The organism is Blastococcus sp. MG754426 (genome assembly GCF_021699055.1).
Lineage (GTDB): Bacteria > Actinomycetota > Actinomycetes > Mycobacteriales > Geodermatophilaceae > Blastococcus.
Genome location: NZ_SSXC01000009.1, coordinates 1 through 16,561, shown reverse-complemented (window position 1 = coordinate 16,561; position 16,561 = coordinate 1). Strand labels below are relative to the sequence as shown.

Annotated in this window: 16 protein-coding genes and 1 tRNA gene; 8 read left to right on the top strand and 9 right to left on the bottom strand. The window is 75.6% G+C overall.

Features of this window, described 5'->3' with window-relative positions; genetic code table 11:
• Window positions 1-61 precede the first annotated feature (61 nt).
• Window positions 62-994, top strand: a complete 933-nt coding sequence (locus tag E9549_RS05690) for a proline dehydrogenase family protein (protein WP_236825575.1) — start codon at window positions 62-64, stop codon at window positions 992-994.
• Between the two features lie 17 nt (window positions 995-1,011).
• Window positions 1,012-2,637: an L-glutamate gamma-semialdehyde dehydrogenase gene (pruA, locus tag E9549_RS05685; protein ID WP_236825574.1), complete on the top strand. Its 1,626-nt coding sequence runs from the start codon at window positions 1,012-1,014 to the stop codon at window positions 2,635-2,637.
• A gap of 105 nt (window positions 2,638-2,742) precedes the next feature.
• On the opposite strand, the gene E9549_RS05680 is transcribed toward pruA, so the two are convergent.
• Together E9549_RS05680 and E9549_RS05675 are read right to left on the bottom strand one after the other, a co-directional pair.
• Complete coding sequence (locus E9549_RS05680; RefSeq protein ID WP_236825573.1) at window positions 2,743-3,744, bottom strand: type IV toxin-antitoxin system AbiEi family antitoxin domain-containing protein; 1,002 nt, start codon at window positions 3,742-3,744, stop codon at window positions 2,743-2,745.
• Window positions 3,745-3,870: 126 nt separating this feature from the next.
• Window positions 3,871-4,416: a DUF488 family protein gene (locus tag E9549_RS05675; protein ID WP_236825572.1), complete on the bottom strand. Its 546-nt coding sequence runs from the start codon at window positions 4,414-4,416 to the stop codon at window positions 3,871-3,873.
• A gap of 88 nt (window positions 4,417-4,504) precedes the next feature.
• Here E9549_RS05675 and E9549_RS05670 point away from each other — a divergent pair, with 88 nt between their 5' ends.
• A complete protein-coding gene (locus tag E9549_RS05670; RefSeq protein WP_236825571.1) occupies window positions 4,505-5,656 on the top strand; it encodes an MFS transporter in 1,152 nt (383 codons plus the stop codon).
• Window positions 5,657-5,658: 2 nt separating this feature from the next.
• Here E9549_RS05670 and E9549_RS05665 read toward each other — a convergent pair whose 3' ends face one another.
• The 4 genes from E9549_RS05665 to E9549_RS05650 all read right to left on the bottom strand — a co-directional run bounded on the left by E9549_RS05665 (window position 5,659) and on the right by E9549_RS05650 (window position 9,034).
• Window positions 5,659-5,997: a hypothetical protein gene (locus E9549_RS05665; protein WP_236825570.1), complete on the bottom strand. Its 339-nt coding sequence runs from the start codon at window positions 5,995-5,997 to the stop codon at window positions 5,659-5,661.
• A gap of 52 nt (window positions 5,998-6,049) precedes the next feature.
• Complete coding sequence (locus E9549_RS05660; protein WP_236825569.1) at window positions 6,050-6,892, bottom strand: ABC transporter permease subunit; 843 nt, start codon at window positions 6,890-6,892, stop codon at window positions 6,050-6,052.
• Window positions 6,889-7,815 (bottom strand): ABC transporter ATP-binding protein, encoded by a 927-nt coding sequence (locus E9549_RS05655; protein WP_236825568.1) that lies wholly within the window; start codon window positions 7,813-7,815, stop codon window positions 6,889-6,891. The genes E9549_RS05660 and E9549_RS05655 overlap by 4 nt, the downstream gene beginning before the upstream one ends.
• A 109-nt stretch (window positions 7,816-7,924) precedes the next feature.
• Window positions 7,925-9,034, bottom strand: a complete 1,110-nt coding sequence (locus E9549_RS05650) for an NAD(P)-binding domain-containing protein (protein WP_236825567.1) — start codon at window positions 9,032-9,034, stop codon at window positions 7,925-7,927.
• A 127-nt stretch (window positions 9,035-9,161) separates the two neighbouring features.
• On the opposite strand from E9549_RS05650, the gene E9549_RS24040 reads away from it, so the two are divergent.
• Window positions 9,162-10,448, top strand: coding sequence for a hypothetical protein (locus tag E9549_RS24040; RefSeq protein ID WP_236825566.1), 1,287 nt, complete (start codon window positions 9,162-9,164; stop codon window positions 10,446-10,448).
• Between the two features lie 12 nt (window positions 10,449-10,460).
• On the opposite strand, the gene E9549_RS05640 is transcribed toward E9549_RS24040, so the two are convergent.
• The 3 genes from E9549_RS05640 to E9549_RS05630 all read right to left on the bottom strand — a co-directional run bounded on the left by E9549_RS05640 (window position 10,461) and on the right by E9549_RS05630 (window position 13,204).
• On the bottom strand, window positions 10,461-11,618 hold the full coding sequence (locus E9549_RS05640; protein ID WP_236825565.1) for an MFS transporter: 1,158 nt from the start codon (window positions 11,616-11,618) through the stop codon (window positions 10,461-10,463).
• A 58-nt stretch (window positions 11,619-11,676) separates the two neighbouring features.
• Window positions 11,677-12,849, bottom strand: coding sequence for a polysaccharide deacetylase family protein (locus tag E9549_RS05635; protein WP_236825564.1), 1,173 nt, complete (start codon window positions 12,847-12,849; stop codon window positions 11,677-11,679).
• Window positions 12,850-13,128: 279 nt separating this feature from the next.
• A tRNA-Lys gene (locus E9549_RS05630) sits at window positions 13,129-13,204 on the bottom strand.
• A 226-nt stretch (window positions 13,205-13,430) separates the two neighbouring features.
• Here E9549_RS05630 and E9549_RS05625 point away from each other — a divergent pair.
• The 4 genes from E9549_RS05625 (at window position 13,431) to E9549_RS05610 (ending at window position 16,507) form a co-directional block, all read left to right on the top strand.
• A complete protein-coding gene (locus E9549_RS05625) occupies window positions 13,431-14,594 on the top strand; it encodes an Ig-like domain-containing protein (protein ID WP_236825563.1) in 1,164 nt (387 codons plus the stop codon).
• Between the two features lie 66 nt (window positions 14,595-14,660).
• Window positions 14,661-15,062, top strand: coding sequence for a hypothetical protein (locus E9549_RS05620; RefSeq protein WP_236825562.1), 402 nt, complete (start codon window positions 14,661-14,663; stop codon window positions 15,060-15,062).
• Between the two features lie 69 nt (window positions 15,063-15,131).
• Window positions 15,132-16,211 (top strand): sialidase family protein, encoded by a 1,080-nt coding sequence (locus tag E9549_RS05615; RefSeq protein WP_236825561.1) that lies wholly within the window; start codon window positions 15,132-15,134, stop codon window positions 16,209-16,211.
• A gap of 11 nt (window positions 16,212-16,222) precedes the next feature.
• Window positions 16,223-16,507 carry a ubiquitin-like small modifier protein 1 gene (locus E9549_RS05610; protein ID WP_236825560.1) on the top strand — a complete coding sequence of 95 codons (285 nt, stop codon included), beginning with the start codon at window positions 16,223-16,225 and terminating at the stop codon, window positions 16,505-16,507.
• Window positions 16,508-16,561: the final 54 nt, after the last annotated feature.

Genomic DNA, 16,561 nt, shown 5'->3' with positions numbered 1-16,561 from the left:
CGGAGGGGTGGCGGGTGCCTAGCGTTCGAGGGGCACGTGGTGCCGGCCCCGAGGAGGACCCGTGGTGCTGCAGAAGGCCTTGCTGGCCGCCTCCCGCCGGCCGGCCCTGCGCCGCGCCGTCACCCGCACGCCGGCCACCCGCCGGGTGGTCGACCGCTTCGTGGCCGGGGAGTCGCTGGACGACGCCATCGCCGCGGTGCGCGCGCTCGCCGCCGACGGCATCGCGGTCACCCTCGACCACCTCGGCGAGGACGTGACCGACCGGGCCCAGGCCCGCCGCACGCGCGACGCCTACCTCACCGCGCTCGAGGCGCTGGCCCCGCTGCGGCTCGGGCCGGCCGCCGAGGTGTCGGTGAAGCTGTCGGCGTTCGGCCAGGCACTGCCCGACGGCGGGCACGACCTCGCGCTCGAACTCGTCCGCCCGGTCGTGGAGGCGGCCTCCGCGGCGGGGACGACGGTCACCCTCGACATGGAGGACCACCGCACGGTCGACTCCACGCTCGCCGCCGTCGCGGAGCTGCGCAAGGAGCACCCGGCGACCGGCGCCGTCCTGCAGGCGATGCTCCACCGCACCGTGGACGACGCCAAGGCGCTCGCCGTGAGCGGCTCGCGGGTGCGGCTGGTGAAGGGCGCCTACGACGAGCCCGAGCAGGTCGCCCACCAGCGCAAGCGGGACGTCGACGCCGCCTACCGCCGCTGCCTGGAGACCCTCATGAGCGGGCCCGGGTACCCGATGGTCGGCTCGCACGACCCGCGCCTGATCTCCCTCGCGCACGAGCTCGCGGCCCAGCACTCCCGGGCCGCCGACTCCTGGGAGGTGCAGATGCTCTTCGGCATCCGCCCCGACGAGCAGCACCGGCTGGCCGCCGCCGGCACCCGCGTGCGCGCCTACGTGCCCTACGGCGCCGACTGGTACGGCTACTTCATGCGCCGGCTGGCCGAGCGCCCGGCCAACGTCGCCTTCTTCCTCCGCTCCCTGGCCACCCGATCGTGAACCCGAGAGGTCTTCTCATGGACGCCGTCACCCGTGTCCCGTCCCCGCGCAACGAGCCGGTGCTCACCTACGCGCCGGGCACCCCCGAGCGCGACGAGCTGCAGCGGCGGCTCGTCGAGCTGGCCGCCGCGCCGGTGGAGCTCACCGCCACGATCGGCGACCGGCAGCGGATGTCCGCCGGCGAGCGGTTCGACGTCGTCCAGCCGCACCGGCACGCCGCCGTCCTGGGTACCTCCGCGCACAGCACGCACGCCGACGCGCAGGACGCCGTCCGCTGCGCGAAGGAGGCCGCCCCGGCGTGGCAGGAGCTCTCCTTCGACGACCGCGCCGCGGTCTTCCTCAAGGCCGCCGACCTGCTGGCCGGGCCGTGGCGGCAGACGCTCAACGCCGCCACGATGCTCGGCCAGAGCAAGACGGCGCAGCAGGCCGAGATCGACAGCGCCTGCGAGCTGATCGACTTCTGGCGCTGGAACGTGCACTTCGCGCGGCAGGTCCTGGCCGAGCAGCCGGAGTCCTCGCCCGGCGCCTGGAACCGCACCGACCACCGCCCGCTCGAGGGCTTCGTCTACGCGATCACGCCGTTCAACTTCACCGCGATCGCCGGCAACCTGCCGACCGCGCCGGCGCTCATGGGCAACACCGTGGTGTGGAAGCCGGCGCCCACGCAGCAGTTCGCCGCGCACTTCCTCATGCGGCTGCTGGAGGCGGCGGGCCTGCCGCCCGGCGTGATCAACATGCTGCCGGGTGACGGGGTCGCCGTCTCCGACGTCGCCCTCGCCGACCGCGACCTCGCCGGCATCCACTTCACCGGGTCCACGCCGGTGTTCCAGCACCTGTGGCGCACCGTGGGCGAGAACATCGCCTCCTACCGCGGCTACCCGCGGATCGTCGGGGAGACCGGCGGCAAGGACTTCGTCGTCGCCCACCCGTCGGCCGACGTCGACGTGCTCCGGACGGCGCTGGTCCGCGGCGCGTTCGAGTACCAGGGGCAGAAGTGCTCGGCGGCCTCCCGCGCGTACGTGCCGCGGTCGGTGTGGGGGCGGCTGCGCGACGACCTGGTGGCGGTGACCGAGTCGCTGCCGGTGGGTGACGTCACCGACTTCTCGAACTTCATGGGCGCGGTCATCGACCGGAAGTCGTTCTCGAAGCTCTCCGGCGTCCTCGACCGGGTGGACGACGACCCGGCGCTCTCGATCGTGGCCGGCGGGCAGAAGGACGACTCCGAGGGCTTCTTCGTCCGGCCGACGATCATCGAGGGCACCGACCCCGGGCACGAGGTCTTCACCACCGAGTACTTCGGCCCGGTGCTCGCGGTGCACGTCTACGACGACGCCGACTACGACGCGGTGCTGACCCAGATGGAGTCGGTGGCGCCCTACGCCCTCACCGGTGCGGTGATCGCGCAGGACCGGGCCGCGATCGCGCACGCGCAGAGGTTCCTGCGGCACGCGGCGGGCAACTTCTACGTCAACGACAAGCCGACCGGGGCCGTCGTGGGGCAGCAGCCCTTCGGCGGGGGGCGGGCCTCGGGCACGAACGACAAGGCCGGCGCGAAGCAGAACCTGATGCGGTGGACCTCGACGCGGTCGATCAAGGAGACGTTCGCGCCGCCGACCGACCACCGCTACCCCCACATGGGCTGAGGCGGCTCCCGGGGCCCTCGATGATCAGGTGACCTGATCGTTCGTGGTCCTGGCTCACGGCCGGTCGTGAGCCAGGACCACGGGAGCTGAGCCAGGACGCCGTGTTCAGGCGACGTCGAGCCCTGCCCCCGGCTCCGGACGCCGGACGACGGTGAACCGGCGTGGGCCCGTGTACGGGATCGCGAGCAACCGGGTGAGGTCGGCGACGGTCCTCGGCCAGGCGCCGCCGAGGTCGGCCTTGGCGATGCGCAGCACCCGGACGTCGAGACGGCGGACGCTGTCCTCGCGGCGCTTCTCCTCCCACAGCACCTGATGGGGGGAACGGTCCCCGTAGGGGTCGCTGTACTTCACCTGCCCGTCGAACTCGAGCGCCACGGCCGCCTCCTCGTACCAGGCATCGAGGCGGCCCACGAATCCCCGCGAGTCGTGCAGGTCGACCTGCAGCTCGGGGCGCGGCAGGCCCGCGGCCAGCAGTGCCAGCCGCCCCTCCGTCTCCAGTGGCGACTCGGCCCGACCGTCGCTGAGGCCGACGGCGCGTGCCGCGCGAGAGGCTCCCGTGCGGTGCCGGGCGGCGTGCACGGCGAGCTCCAGGTCCGAGCGGCACACCCGCCGCCGCTGCAGTGCGGCGTCGAGGGCGATGACCGCGTCGAGCAGCGACCACTCCCGGGCGCAGTCGACGAGGGTGCGGGACACCGTCGTGGTGGCGAATCCTGCGATCCAGGGCTCGACGTCGGTGCCGGGCAGCTTGGCGCGGGCGACCCGGTAGCCGCGGCCGGTGCGCCACTGGTCGACCGCGGTCACGCGGACGTCGTCGCCCGCGGACCTCGGAAGCAGCAGGTCGTGGCGACGGGCGGCGGATGCGTGGCTGAGCACCGGACCGGCGCCCAAGCACAGCAGAACGGCCATGCCGGCCATCAGGTGGCGGTCGACCTCGCTCGCTGCGGCCAGTTGCGCGGACTCGGTGTAGACGCCCTTGCGCAGCCGCGTCCACCGGCCGGTCCGCAGCGCCGTCCGGACGTCGTCGACCGAGTAGCCGGCAGCCAGCGCTTCCTGGCTGGTGAAGACGCCGAGTCGTCGGTCGGCGCGTGATCGCAGCAGCGGGTGCACGGGTCGAGTCTCGCGATGACGGGGCGGTCGCCGGCCCGGATGGCGCGGATCTGTGGACAGCCGTCGTCCTGGCTCACCTCACGGGGTCCTGGCGCACGGTCGACCATGAGCCAGGACCCGGAAGGATCAGGTGACCTGATCGACATGGGCGGCGGGCCAGTGGACGAGGCCGTCCTCGCCGAGGGTCGCGCCGTCGGCCGGGCGGTGCGGGGTCACCCGGCCGTCGGGCATGAGGTGCCCGACGGGCACCCCCCGCCCCAGGACGGCGACGTCGGCGATCAGCCGCCGGTGGCAGCGCCACCACACGTACTCGCTGCACAGCACCGCCACGGTGCCCTCCGCCGCCCCGGCCAGCACCTCGTCGAGGGCTCCGGTGAACTCCGCCGTCCGGGTGTGCGCGGCGTACGCGGCGAACTGGGCGACGGTCCACCACCCATCGGCGACCGGCTCGCCCGCGGGCAGCCGCCGGCGGCCACCGAGTCGCTCCTCCCAGCGGTAGCCGATCCCGGCCTCGGGCAGCCACGCGGCGAGCGCCTCCCGCCGCACGTCGGGGTTGGCGCGGCTGCCGGGGAACCGCCGCACGTCCACCAGCAGGTCCACCCCGGCCCGGGTGAGCCGGGCGCCGAGGGCGTGCCGGTCGTCGGACCCGTGGCCCACGGTCAGCACACCCACGCCTCGTGCCTACCCGGGTGCGGACGCCCCCGCCCGCCGGGAGATGCTGCGGGCAGCGGACGGACGACGGAGCGGGGGAGCGGTGGAGGTGCAGGCCCGCCTGTGGCGGTCGCGCGGGGTGCAGTCGCTGGTGGGCGTCACGGCCCTCGGGTTCGCCAGCTACTTCCTCACCCTGGCCTCGCTGCCGGCGTACGCGGTGGCCGGGGGTGCGGCGGAGAGCACGGCCGGGGTGGTCACCGCGGTCTTCCTCCTCACGACCATCGCGGTGCAGTCGGTGGTGCCCGCGTTCGTCACCCGCTACGGCACGGGCCCGGTGTTCGTGGCGGGGCTGCTCGCGCTGGGCTTGCCGTCCCCCTTCTACGTGCTCGACGACGGTCTCGCCTGGATCTCGGGGCTCTCCGCCGTCCGCGGCGCCGGCTTCGCGGTCATCACCGTCCTCGGCGCGATGCTGGCGGCGCGGGTGGCGCCCCCGGAGCGGCGCGGGGAGTCGATCGGCCTGTACGGGCTGGCGATCGCGCTGCCCAACATGGCCGCCGTCCCCGCGGGCGTGGCCCTCGTGCTGAGCGGGCACGTCGCGGTGCTGTCCTGGCTGGCGGCCTCACCGGTGCTGGGCCTGGTGTTCCTCCCCGCGCTGCTGCGGGCGGCCGGCGGCCGCGAGGAGCCGGCCCCGGCCGGCAACGCCCGGGCCGCGGTGCGCGCCGCGCTGGCGCCGTCGCTCGTGCTGTTCGTGGTGACGACGGCCGGTGGTGGGTTCGTGACCTTCCTGCCCATCGACCGCCCCGACGGGCGGCTCGCCACCGCCGCCCTGCTGCTGTGGGGGCTGACCGGCGCGCTGGCCCGCTGGCGCGCCGGCGTGCTGGCCGACCGCCTCGGCACCGCGCGGCTGCTGCCGCTCTCGGTGCTGGTCGGCGGGGTGGGGCTCGCGGTGGCCGGTGCGGGGCTGTGGTGGGGCGCGGGCTGGGTGCTGCTGGGGGCTGCGCTGTTCGGCGCCGGCTTCGGCGGGGTGCAGAACCTGACCCTGCTGCGCGCCTTCGCCCGGGCCGGCGACCGGGGGACGACGGCGGCCAGCGCGCTGTGGAACGCCTCCTTCGACGCGGGCACGGCGGCCGGGGCGCTGCTGCTCGGGTTCGCCTACGGCGCCGCCGGCCTGCCCTGGACGCTGGTCGTGTCGGCCGTGGCGCTGGCCGCGGTGCTGCCGCTGGCGCGGCTGGCCGCCCGCGCCCCGCGCGCCCGCGTCTGAGCTCAGCCCGGCCGGGCGGCGTGCAGCGAGCGGAGGAAGAGGATCTCCTCGGCCGAGCGCCGCAGCCAGGTGCGCAGCCCGTCGGGGTCGTCGCGGTTGGCGTCGCGCACCTCCCCGAGCTTGAGCTGGCGGGTGCTGGCCTGCGCGCGTTGCGCCGTGGGCAGCGCCCGGCCCTCGGCGCGGGCGATCACGGTGAGCCCCGCGCCCACGAACACCAGGTCGCGGATCTCGTCCAGGCCGGCGAGCAGCCGCTCGGCGGCGGCGTCGTCACCCGCGGTCAGGGCGGTCAGGAGCTGGTCGGCGCGGCGGCGGCCCTCGGCGGCCGGGTCGGGCGTGGTCACCGCACCACTGTGCCCCGGCCGCGGGGGCCGGGGCACAGCGGGGGCGCCTGGGTCACGCGTCGCGACGGCGCAGCACCAGGTAGCCGGCGAGCACGACGGCGGCCACCTCGGCGCAGAACACGGCGAACCCGGTCCACGGTCCGAGCAGGTTCGGGTTGAACGACACCGGGGTGGCGACGACGGAGCCCGCGTTCCCCGGCATCAGCTTGGTCGCCCACTCGCCCCAGGCGCCCGGCAGCAGCATCACCATGTTGCCGACCACCAGCAGCAGGGCCAGCACGATCGACAGCGCCGCGGCGGTGTGCCGGACGAGCAGCCCGACGGCGGCGGCGAACAACCCGATGCCGGCCATGTACAGCCCGCTGCCGACGAGCGACCGCAGCACGCCGTCGTCGCCGAGCGCCAGGCCGATGCCCTCCTGCTCGAGGAACCAGTTGCCGCCGAGGTAGCCGAGGACGGCGGTGACCGCGCCGGCGACGAACAGCGTGCCGGTGAGGACCAGCGCCTTGGCCGCCAGCACCCGCCCGCGGTGCGGGGTCGCGGTCAGCGTCGCCCGGATCATCCCGGTGCCGTACTCGCTGGTGACCACGAGCGCCCCGAGCACGATGGCGGTGATCTGCGCGACCGTCATGCCCCAGGTGATGAAGGAGCCCGCGGCCTCGCCGGTGGTGCCCGCCGCCAGGTCCGCGGCGCTGACCGCGCAGACGAGCACGGTCAGGCCCGCGCCCAGGGTGACCAGGGCGCCGACCGACCACGGCGTCGAGCGCACCGACCAGAACTTGATCCACTCGGCGCGGAGGGTCTGCGCGAAGCCGGGCTCGCGGACGCCGGGCACGTGCCGGTCCGGGTCCAGCGCGACGGTGTCGGGGGCCGGGGTGCTGAGGGTTCCGGTCATCGGGTGGCTCCTGCGGGGGTCCGGTCGCGGGTGGTGTACTCGACGCTCGCGGCGGTGAGGGTCATGAAGGCCTCCTCGAGGGAGGAGCTGACGAGGGTGAGCTCGTGCAGCAGGTGCCCCTGCCGGCCGACGAGCTCGCCGATGGCGGCGGCGTCGCGGCCCTGCACCCGCAGCTCGTCGTCGACGGCGGTGACCTCCAGGCCGTCGCGGCGCAGCAGGTCGGCCACCTGGGCCGTCTGCGGGCTGCGCACCCGCACGTAGGAGGCGGCGTGCTCGGCGATGAAGTCGGGCATCGAGCAGTCGGCCAGCACCCGGCCCCGCCCGATGACCACGAGGTGGTCGGCGGTGAGCGCCATCTCGCTCATCAGGTGGCTGGAGAGGAAGACGGTGCGACCCTCGGCGGCCAGCTGCCGGGTCAGCGTGCGCACCCAGCGGATGCCCTCGGGGTCCAGCCCGTTGACCGGCTCGTCGAGCACGACGACCGGCGGGTCGCCCAGCAGGGCGACGGCGATGCCCAGCCGCTGGCCCATGCCGAGGGAGAAACGGCCCACCCGCTGCCCGGCGACGTCGGTCAGGCCGACGAGGTCGAGCACCTCGTCGACGCGGCGCACCGGCAGCCCGTTGCTCGCCGCCATCCAGCGGAGGTGGTCGCGCGCCGAGCGCCCCGGGTGCAGGGCGCGGGCCTCCAGCAGCGCGCCGACCTGCCGCAGCGGCGCGGGGAAGTCGGCGTAGCTGCGCCCGTGCACGGTGATGCTGCCGGCGGTGGGCCGGTCCAGCCCCAGCAGCATGCGCATGGTCGTGGACTTGCCGGCACCGTTGGGCCCGAGGAAGCCGGTGACCCGGCCCGGGTGCACGGTGAAGGAGATGCCGTCGACGGCCGTGCGGTCGCCGTACTTCTTGGTCAGGCCCCGCGCCTCGATCATCGCGGGCCTCCGGGGATCGGTCGGGAAGTCATGCCCAGCAGCCTGTCGGCCGCGCTGCGCCGGGCACATCGGGGAGCGCCCTGATCGGACCCTGAAAGCTTCCTGGCGCTCAGGCCGTGCGGGGCAGGGGCATCCCCGGGTGCAGCTCCCGCCGCAGGGCGCGCGCGGCGGCCTGCCCGGCCCGGTTGGCGCCGATCGTGCTCGCCGAGGGTCCGTAGCCGACCAGGTGGAGGCGCGGTTCGCCGGCGACCTGCGTGCCCTCGACGCGGAAGCCCCCGCCGGGGGTGCGCAGCCGCAGCGGGGCCAGGTGGCCGACCGCGGCGCGGAACCCGGTGGCCCAGAGGATGACGTCGGCGCGGACGGCCGTGGGTGCGTGGGTGGCCGGACGATCCCAGGCCACGCCGTCGGGGGTGATCCGGTCGAACACCGGCAGCCGCCGGAGGACGCCGCGCTCGAGCCCGTCGCGCACGTAGGGCGCCGAGGTGAGCAGGCCGGTGAGCCCCACGACGCTGCCCGGTCGGCGGCCCTCCCGGACGGCCCGCTCCACCTCGGCGACGACGGCGCGGCCGGCGGCCTCGTCGAACGGGCCCTCGCGCCAGACCGGTGGCCGGCGGGTGACCCACGTCGTCGAGGTCACCCGGGAGATCTCGGCCAGCAGCTGGGTGGCCGAGGCGCCGCCGCCGCCGACGACGACGTGCTGCCCGCGGAACTCCTCCGCGGAGCGGTAGTCCACGGTGTGCAGCTGCCGCCCGCGGAAGAGCTCCTGCCCGGGGTAGCGCGGGACGAACGGCCGGGTCCAGGTGCCGGTGGCGTTCACGACGGCGCGCGCGGTCCAGGTGCCCCGGTCGGTCGCGACGGCGAACCGGTCGTCGTCGGCCCGCTCGACGGCGGTCACCCGCACCGGCCGCACCACCGGCAGCGCGAAGCGCCGCTCGTACTCGGCGAAGTAGGCGGGCACGGTCTCCAGGGCGGGTGCGGCGTCGTCCTCGGGTCGGAACGCCAGGCCCGGCAGGTCGTGCACCCGGTGGGTGCTGCCCAGGGTGAGCGAGGGCCACCGGTGCCGCCAGGCACCGCCGGGCGCCTCCTCGCCGTCGAGCACGACGAACCCGGTGCCCCGCTCGAAGCCCTGACGGGCCAGCGCCCAGGCGGTGGAGAGGCCGGCCTGCCCGGCACCGATCACCACGACGTCGACGTCGCGCGGCGGCTGGGCTGGGTCCACCCCACCGACAACCGACCGCCCGACCCGCTGCTTCCCGCCTCCGACATGGCGCGGCCGAACCTGTTCCGTCGAGGCGGACCGGCCGGTACGTTCCGCGGGCGACGACCGGCCGACGGGGGGAGGCGCCGTGTGCGAACGCGTGCCCGGCGACCCGGCCGGCGCCGATGAGCCGTGGTTCGTCTCCGTCGAGGTGCAGGGGCGCGTCCCGGCTGCGCGACCGGAGTTCGCCGCCGGTGAGCGGCTGGACGCGGCGGGCGCGGCGGTGCTCGAGCGGGCGCGCGCCCGGGGCCTGCGCACGGCCGTGCTGACGCGTCGACGGCGCTCCTACGGCGAGGACGTCGACTGGCTCGTCGACCGCTGGCTCGACTGCGACACCGGCGACGCCGGTGCGATCGCCGCGGCCGTGCGCTCCCTGCCGGGGCGGGTGGCCGCGCTCGCCGGCTGGGCGCAGGGCACCACCGGGCCGGCCGCCGTCGCCGCCCGGGAACTGGGGCTGCGCGGCCCCGACCCCGCGTCCCCGGTCGTGACCGGCGACGCCGTCGCCCGGCGCGAGGCGCTGGCGGCGGCGGGCATCCCCGACGGCCGCTGGGCGGTGCTCCGCGCCGACGCGCCGGCGCCGGCCTCGCCGGTCGGGCACCCCTGCACGGTCGAGGTGGACGGTGCCGGCACCCGGGTCGGCCCGGTGCACGACGACGGCGAGCTGCGGGTGCTCGCCGCCCGCGCCTGCTGCGGCCCGGGGACGCTGTCAGCCGGCCGCCTGGTGATCGGGGAGCACGTGGCCGGGCCCCGGTACGCCGCCGACGGGTACGTGGACGGCGGTGCCGTGGCGGTGCACGCCTGGAGCGAGCTGGCATCCACGCCCCCGCCGCACCCTGCTGCGGTGCTGCTCACCGCCACCACCCGGCCGCCGTCGCCCGACGCCGCGCCCTTCGTCGCGGCCGTGCTCGCCGCCTGCCGGTACGAGCTGGGGCCCTTCCACCTGGAGTTCGTGCTCGGGCCGTCCGGTCCGCGGCTGGTCGCGCTGGCGCCGCGGCCGGCCGATGCCGGAGCGCACGCCTGCGTGGACCAGGTGAGCGGGCTGGACACCGCCGACCTCGTCGTGGCCCGCTTGCTGGACCGGCCCGCCCCCGGGGGGCGGGCGGGCGTCGCGGCCAGCACCCAGCTCCTGCTCGGCTCCCACGCCACCGGCCGGGTCCGCGCGGTGTCGGGCCTGCGCGAGGCGGCTGACATCCCGGGGCTGCTCGTCGCGGAGGTGTTCGCCGACGTCGGTGATGCGGCCGAACCGGCCTCCTGCCGCCGGGCGCACCTCGGCCACGTCCTGACGGTGGGGGAGACGCCCCGGCAGTCCCGCCGCCGGGCGGCGGCCGCGCTGGACGTCATCCGGGTGGAGATCGAGGCGCTGCAGCCGGTCTGACCCGGTGAGCCCCTACAGCCGGCCGGCGCGGGAGACCGGCACGAGGCGCAGGGTGAGCAGCGCGGCGAGCGCGGCGGCCGCGGCCAGCGGCAGGGTCGCCGTCGTCGCCCGTGCGGCCAGGGCGATCGCGAACGGCGCGGCGAACCCGAGGTAGGCGAAGGAGAGGAACAGCGACGTCAGGGCGCCCAGCCGGGAGGGGGCGGCGAGCCGGGCGGTCAGTGTCAGCCCGGCCGCCAGGCACAGGCCACCGCCGGCGCCGAGCAGCGGGGCGGCCACGACGAGCCAGGGGAGCGCGCCGGTGGCGGCGAACGCGGCGGCGCACCCGAAGCCGAGCGTGCCGGCCCCGGTGCCGACGACGGCGGTCCACGCGCCCAGGCGGCGCTGCAGCCCGGCGACGACCGTTCCCGCGCCGAGCGTCACCCCGGCGAGCACACCGGTGACCGCCACCCCGGCCGAGGGCAGCTGCACCAGCAGCGGCACCGCGTTGATGACCGTCGACGGGAAGGCGTAGACGCAGACCGCCACCGGGGCCAGCACGCTGAGGACCAGCAGCGCGTCGCCGCGGCGCACCAGGGGCGCGACCGGCGGCGCTCCCGTGCCGCCGCGCCGTCCGGGGAGCAGGTCGACCGTCTCGGGTAGCCGCACCGCGGCCGCCAGGCCCACCAGGACGAGCACCGTGTGCACCAGGTAGGGGAGCACGGTCGGCGCCGGGGCGTACTCGCCGAGCAGCCCGCTGGTCAGCGGCCCGAGGGAGAACCCGGCGGTCATGGCGACGGCGGCGCGCCGCCCACCGGCGCCCTCCCCGGAGGCCTTCGACAGCTCGCCGACCCAGGCGCTGCCGACGCTGAAGACGATGCCGCTGACCACGCCCTGCGCGAAGCGGGCGCCGAACAGCAGGAGCAGGGAGTCCCCAGCCGCGGCGAAGGCGAGCGAGGCCAGGCCGGAGAGCACGATGCCCGGGAGCGCCACCCGCCGCCGGCCCAGCCGGTCCGACAGCGGGCCGGCGAGCAGGAGCGCCGGCACCAGGCCGGCCGCGTAGCAGCCGAACAGCGCCGTCAGGACCTCGGCGGAGAGGTCGAGCCGCTCCTGGTAGACCAGCAGCAGCGGGGTGGGGACGTTGGTGCCCGCCGCGACGGCGAACAGCGCGAACACGGCGCGCTTCCAGCTCACCGGCGCACCCTACGGCTCCCGTCCGCCCGTCCCGTGCGTCGCGGCCGGACCCGAGGGCTCAGCCGGTCTCGTGGACGACGGTGCCGTCGGACGGCGTCCAGGTGATGTAGCCGTTCTGGAAGTCGCTGCGCCGGCCGCCGTCGATGTCGTACTCGTCGCTGGTCGGGAAGCCGAGTGCGGAGTTCTCCCAGCCGAGGGTGGCCCAGGTGTCGTAGATGGGGCCGTGGATCTCGTGGGCGCCGGTGTCGGGGGACCAGTAGATGGAGCCGCCCTGGAAGTGGTTGTAGGCGCCGTCGACGTCGGGGGTGGGGATCCGGTCCGTGGCGGGGAAGCCGAGGAAGGAGTTCTCCCACCCCAGGTCTGCCCACAAGCTGTAGATCGGGCCGCGGATCTCGTGGGCGCCGGTGCCGGGGGACCAGTAGATGGAGCCGCCCTCGAAGTGACCGTAGGCGCCCTCGACGTCCGGGGTCGGCGTCTGGCTGATGAGCGGTTCGCCCAGGACGCTCGCCGGCCCGCCCAGCGCGTTGTAGTGCATCGCGATCGCGCTCGCGTCGAACTGCTGCCCGGCCGGGTCGGTGAAGACGTACCCGCGGGACTGGTAGGACTCGATGATGCGGCCCAGCGCCTCGATCGTGTTCTGCCGGTAGTTGACCGGCGGGCCGTCGTGCAGCAGCACGATGGGGTGGTCGTACACCGGGTTCGTGGCCCGCTCCACGATCGTGTCCTGGTAGGAGGGGCTGAGGCTGTCGGGAGCCGCCCAGTCGCGGGGGTCGTTCGACCAGTCGGCGATGGTCATGTCCCGGGCCCACGCCTCCTCCTGGACGGAGGCGCCGTGGTGCGAGCCCCCCGGACCCCGGAAGAAGCACGGGTGCAGGCCGCTCGCGGCGTAGATCGCGCCCGTGGCGCTGTCCATCTGCGACGCCTGCGCCGACCGGGAGAGCGTGTCCAGGTCGGGGTGGGTCTGGGTGTGGTTCCCGATGGAGTGGCCCTCGGCGATGATCCGCCGGACCAGGTCCGGGTTGTCCTCGGCATGTGTGCCCAGGACGAAGAACGTGGCGTGGATCCCGTACGCGGCCAGGACGTCGAGCACCTGCGGCGTCCACCGTGGCGAGGGCCCGTCGTCGAAGGTCAGCGCGACGTTCTGCGTGTAGGTCGCCGGTGTCTGGTCGAGGACCGACCGGATCGATGCGGGGCAGTCGTTGATCGGCACGGCCGAGGCGGTGCCGGGCATGCCCACGACGACGGCGGCCGACGCCAGAGCCGTGATCGAGGATGAACGGAGGACGCGGCGCTTGCGACCGGTCGTCGTCCTCGGGGACCTGCTTCGGGTGAGCCCGGTGCGCATGCTGCCCCCGTGCTGCTCGACGTCGACGTCCTCGAGCAGACTCGCAGACCGGGAGCAGGTGTCAACCGTCACGGGCCTCGGCGGTGCCGATACAGGGTCGGATCCCCGGACACCTGTCGGGACGCCGACGCCCCGCCCGGGTGGGACCCGGCGGGGCGTCGGTGGTGGTGCGCCATCAGGGACTCGAACCCCGAACCCGCTGATTAAGAGTCAGCTGCTCTGCCAATTGAGCTAATGGCGCGGTGCGCCCGGCGGCCGGGCACGAACGAGAACGATACCAGCGCCCGGCCCGCAGCCCGAACCGGGGGAGGGTGCTCTCCACCACGTCCCGGCAGCCGCCGCCCAGGGCCCGTGGCGCGGGTCCCACCCCGGTCGTCGTCCCGGGCGTGGACACTGGGCGGGGTGCTCCGGTCCGCGTCCGGGCGGGAGCAGGGGGAGAGGAGCAGGACGAGGTGCGTCGCACAGGCATGGTGCTCGCTGCCGGGGCGCTGGCCCTGCTGACCGGCTGCAGCGGGTCGGAGGCCGGGGGACCGCCCCAGCCGCCCGCCGCAGCCGAGCCGGCGACGGTCCGGCTGGCGGTCGCCGACGGAGCGGTGGACGTCTCGCCCGTGGTGCCGCTGGAGATCTCGGTCACCGGCGGCGAGCTCGGCGAGGTCGGCCTCACGGACGCGGCCGGGACCGTCGTCCCCGGCGCCCTCGAGGACGACGAGGACGGCGACGGCACGGTGCTCTGGGCGCCGGAGACCCCGCTGGCCTACGGCACCGGCTACACGCTCACCGCGACCGCCTCGGGGGACCCGGCGGAGCCGGCCACGGCGACGTCGTCGTTCACGACGGTGGACCCGGTGTCGGTGGTGACCCCGGGGATCGGCCCGCTCGACGGCCAGACCGTGGGCGTCGGGATGCCGATCCGGGTCTACTTCTCCGAGCCGGTGGAGGACAAGGCCGCGGTCGAGCGCAACCTCGTGGTGACGAGCTCGACGCCCACCGACGGCGTCTGGAGCTGGTTCAGCGACACCGAGGTGCACTTCCGCCCGTCCACGTACTGGCCCGCGCACACCGACGTCACCGTGGACGCGAACCTCTACGGCGTCGACTTCGGCGACGGCGTGTGGGGCGAGAAGGACCGCTCGATCTCCTTCTCGATCGGTGAGCGGCACGTGTCGGTCGCCGACGCCGCGACGCACACCATGCGCGTCTACGACGGCGACGAGCTGGTGCAGACCTTCCCGATGAGCGCGGGCGGTCCGGAGTTCCCGAGCCGCAACGGCCCGCACGTGGTCACCGAGCTCAACCGCAACCGGGTCATGGACTCGAGCACCTACGGCACCCCGGTCGACAGCCCCAACGGCTACCGGACGCCGGTGGAGTACGCGGTCCGGCTGAACGACAACGGGGAGTTCGTGCACGCCGCGCCGTGGTCGGTCGCGCAGCAGGGCAACGAGAACGTCTCGCACGGCTGCATCAACCTCTCGACCGAGCGCGCCGCCTGGTTCTTCGAGTTCTCGCAGCCCGGCGACGTCGTGGAGATCGAGAACTCGATCGGCCCGACGCTCTCGGCCGCCGACGGCGCCATCTACGACTGGGCCATCCCGTGGGAGGAGTGGGTCGCCGGCAGCGCGCTGGCGTAGCCGGCCGAGGGTTTCCGCGAGACCCCCGGGGGGCACCACGTCGGCGCATCCGAGGAGGGGATCGCCGTGGAGCCGTGGTTGATCGTCGTGCTGGTCGTGGTGGCGCTGGTGCTGCTGGCCCTGGTGGCGTTCGCGCTCACCAGGCGCTCGCGGACCACGGGGGCCCGCAAGCGGGCGCAGCAGCGGGAGGAGGCCCGCGACCACCTGCGCGAGGCCGAGATCCGCGGCGCCCGCGCCGAGAAGGAGCAGGCGCTCGCCGAGGAGCAGGCGGCCCGCGCCCGCCGGGAGCTCGCCGAGGTCCAGGAGCGCGCTGCGCTCGCCGAGCAGGAGGCCCGCCAGCGCGCCGCCCGCGCCGACGAGGACCGCACCGCCGCCGAGCAGCTGCGCGCGGAGGCCCAGCGGCTGGCGCCCGACGTCGCCTCCGACGGCCGCCAGCCGCACCCCGAGGGCGGCGCCTCGCGGATCTGAGGCCCGACCGCTCAGTTCCCACCCCCGCGGCGGTCCTCACCCCGAGGACCGCCGAACCGGAGGGGTGCCATGACCGATCTGCTGGCCATCGGGACGCGCAAGGGGCTGTGGCTCGCCCGCAGCGACGACGACCGCCGCACGTGGTCCCTGGACGGGCCGCACCTGCTGGCGCAGGAGGTGGCGGCCGTCTCCGTGGACACCCGTCGCCCGGTGCCCCGGGTGCTGGCGGGGGTCCAGTACGGGCACTGGGGACCGTCGGTCACCTGGTCGGACGACCTGGGCCGCACCTGGCAGGAGACCGACCACGGCGCCATCCGCTTCCCGGAGGACACCGGCGCCGCGCTCGGCCGGGTGTGGCAGCTGCGCCCGGACACCGCCGACCGCCCGGACCTGGTCTGGGCCGGGTGCGAGCCCCACTCGCTCTGGCGCAGCACCGACGGCGGCTGCAGCTTCACGCTGGTGCGGGGGTTGTGGGACCACCCCCACCGGCCCACCTGGGAACCCGGGGCCGGCGGCGGCGCGGTGCACACCGTGCTGCCCGATCCGGCGAGCGACCGGGTCACCGTCGCGATGAGCACCGGCGGCGTCTACGCCAGCGACGACGGCGCCACCGGGTGGACCCCGCGCAACCGGGGCATCAGCGCCGTCTTCCTGCCGGAGCCGCCGGAGTACGGGCAGTGCGTGCACAAGGTCGCGGTGGACGCGGGGGACCCTGCGCGGATGTACGCGCAGAACCACTTCGGCGTCTTCCGCACCGACGACGGCGGCGGGTCGTGGACGTCGATCGCCGACGGGCTCCCCGCCGACTTCGGCTTCCCGATCGCCGCCTCGCCGAACGCGCCGGGCACCGCCTGGGTCGTCCCGCTGGTCGCCGACGTGCAGCGCGTGCCCCCGGACGGCCGGCTCCGCGTGCACCGCACCCACGACGCCGGCGACAGCTGGACCGAGGTCGGCGCCGGGCTCCCCGACGGCGCCTGGACCGCGGTGCTGCGCGACGCCTTCTGCACCGACGACCACGAGCGCACCGGCCTGTACCTCGGCACCCGCGACGGCTGCGTCTACGCCAGCGCCGACGAGGGGGAGACGTTCACCCTGGTGGCCGAGCACCTGCCCGACGTGCTCGTCGTGCGGGCGGCCCGGCTGCCGTGACGGGGGCCGGCGTGCACGTCGAGGTGGTGCTGCCGGGGTCGCTGGCCGACCTCGCGGGCGGGTCGCGGCACCTGCGGGTCGATCCGGACGGCGCCACGCTGGCCGCGGTCCTCGACGCGGTCGCCGCAGCGCACCCGGTGCTGGGCCGGCGGATCCGGGACGAGGCGGGCGCGGTCCGGCGGTTCGTCAACGTCTACGTCGACGGGGAGGACGTGCGCTGGCAGGGCGGGCTGGCGACGGCGGTCCGCGACGGCGCCGTGGTGCAGGTGCTGCCCTCGGTCGCCGGCGGCTGCTGAAGGCCGGCGGGGGGGCATCGAAGGCTGGCGGGGGGCGTCGAAGGCTGGCGGGGG

Bases quoted from the DNA above. Each gene is read 5' to 3' on its own strand.
- E9549_RS05635 (WP_236825564.1), bottom strand. From the start codon at position 12,849: ATGCCCGGCACCGCCTCGGCCGTGCCGATCAACGACTGCCCCGCATCG.
- E9549_RS05655 (WP_236825568.1), bottom strand. From the start codon at position 7,815: ATGATCGAGGCGCGGGGCCTGACCAAGAAGTACGGCGACCGCACGGCC.
- pruA (WP_236825574.1), top strand. From the start codon at position 1,012: ATGGACGCCGTCACCCGTGTCCCGTCCCCGCGCAACGAGCCGGTGCTC.
- E9549_RS05625 (WP_236825563.1), top strand. From the start codon at position 13,431: ATGGTGCTCGCTGCCGGGGCGCTGGCCCTGCTGACCGGCTGCAGCGGG.
- E9549_RS05660 (WP_236825569.1), bottom strand. From the start codon at position 6,892: ATGACCGGAACCCTCAGCACCCCGGCCCCCGACACCGTCGCGCTGGAC.
- E9549_RS05615 (WP_236825561.1), top strand. From the start codon at position 15,132: ATGACCGATCTGCTGGCCATCGGGACGCGCAAGGGGCTGTGGCTCGCC.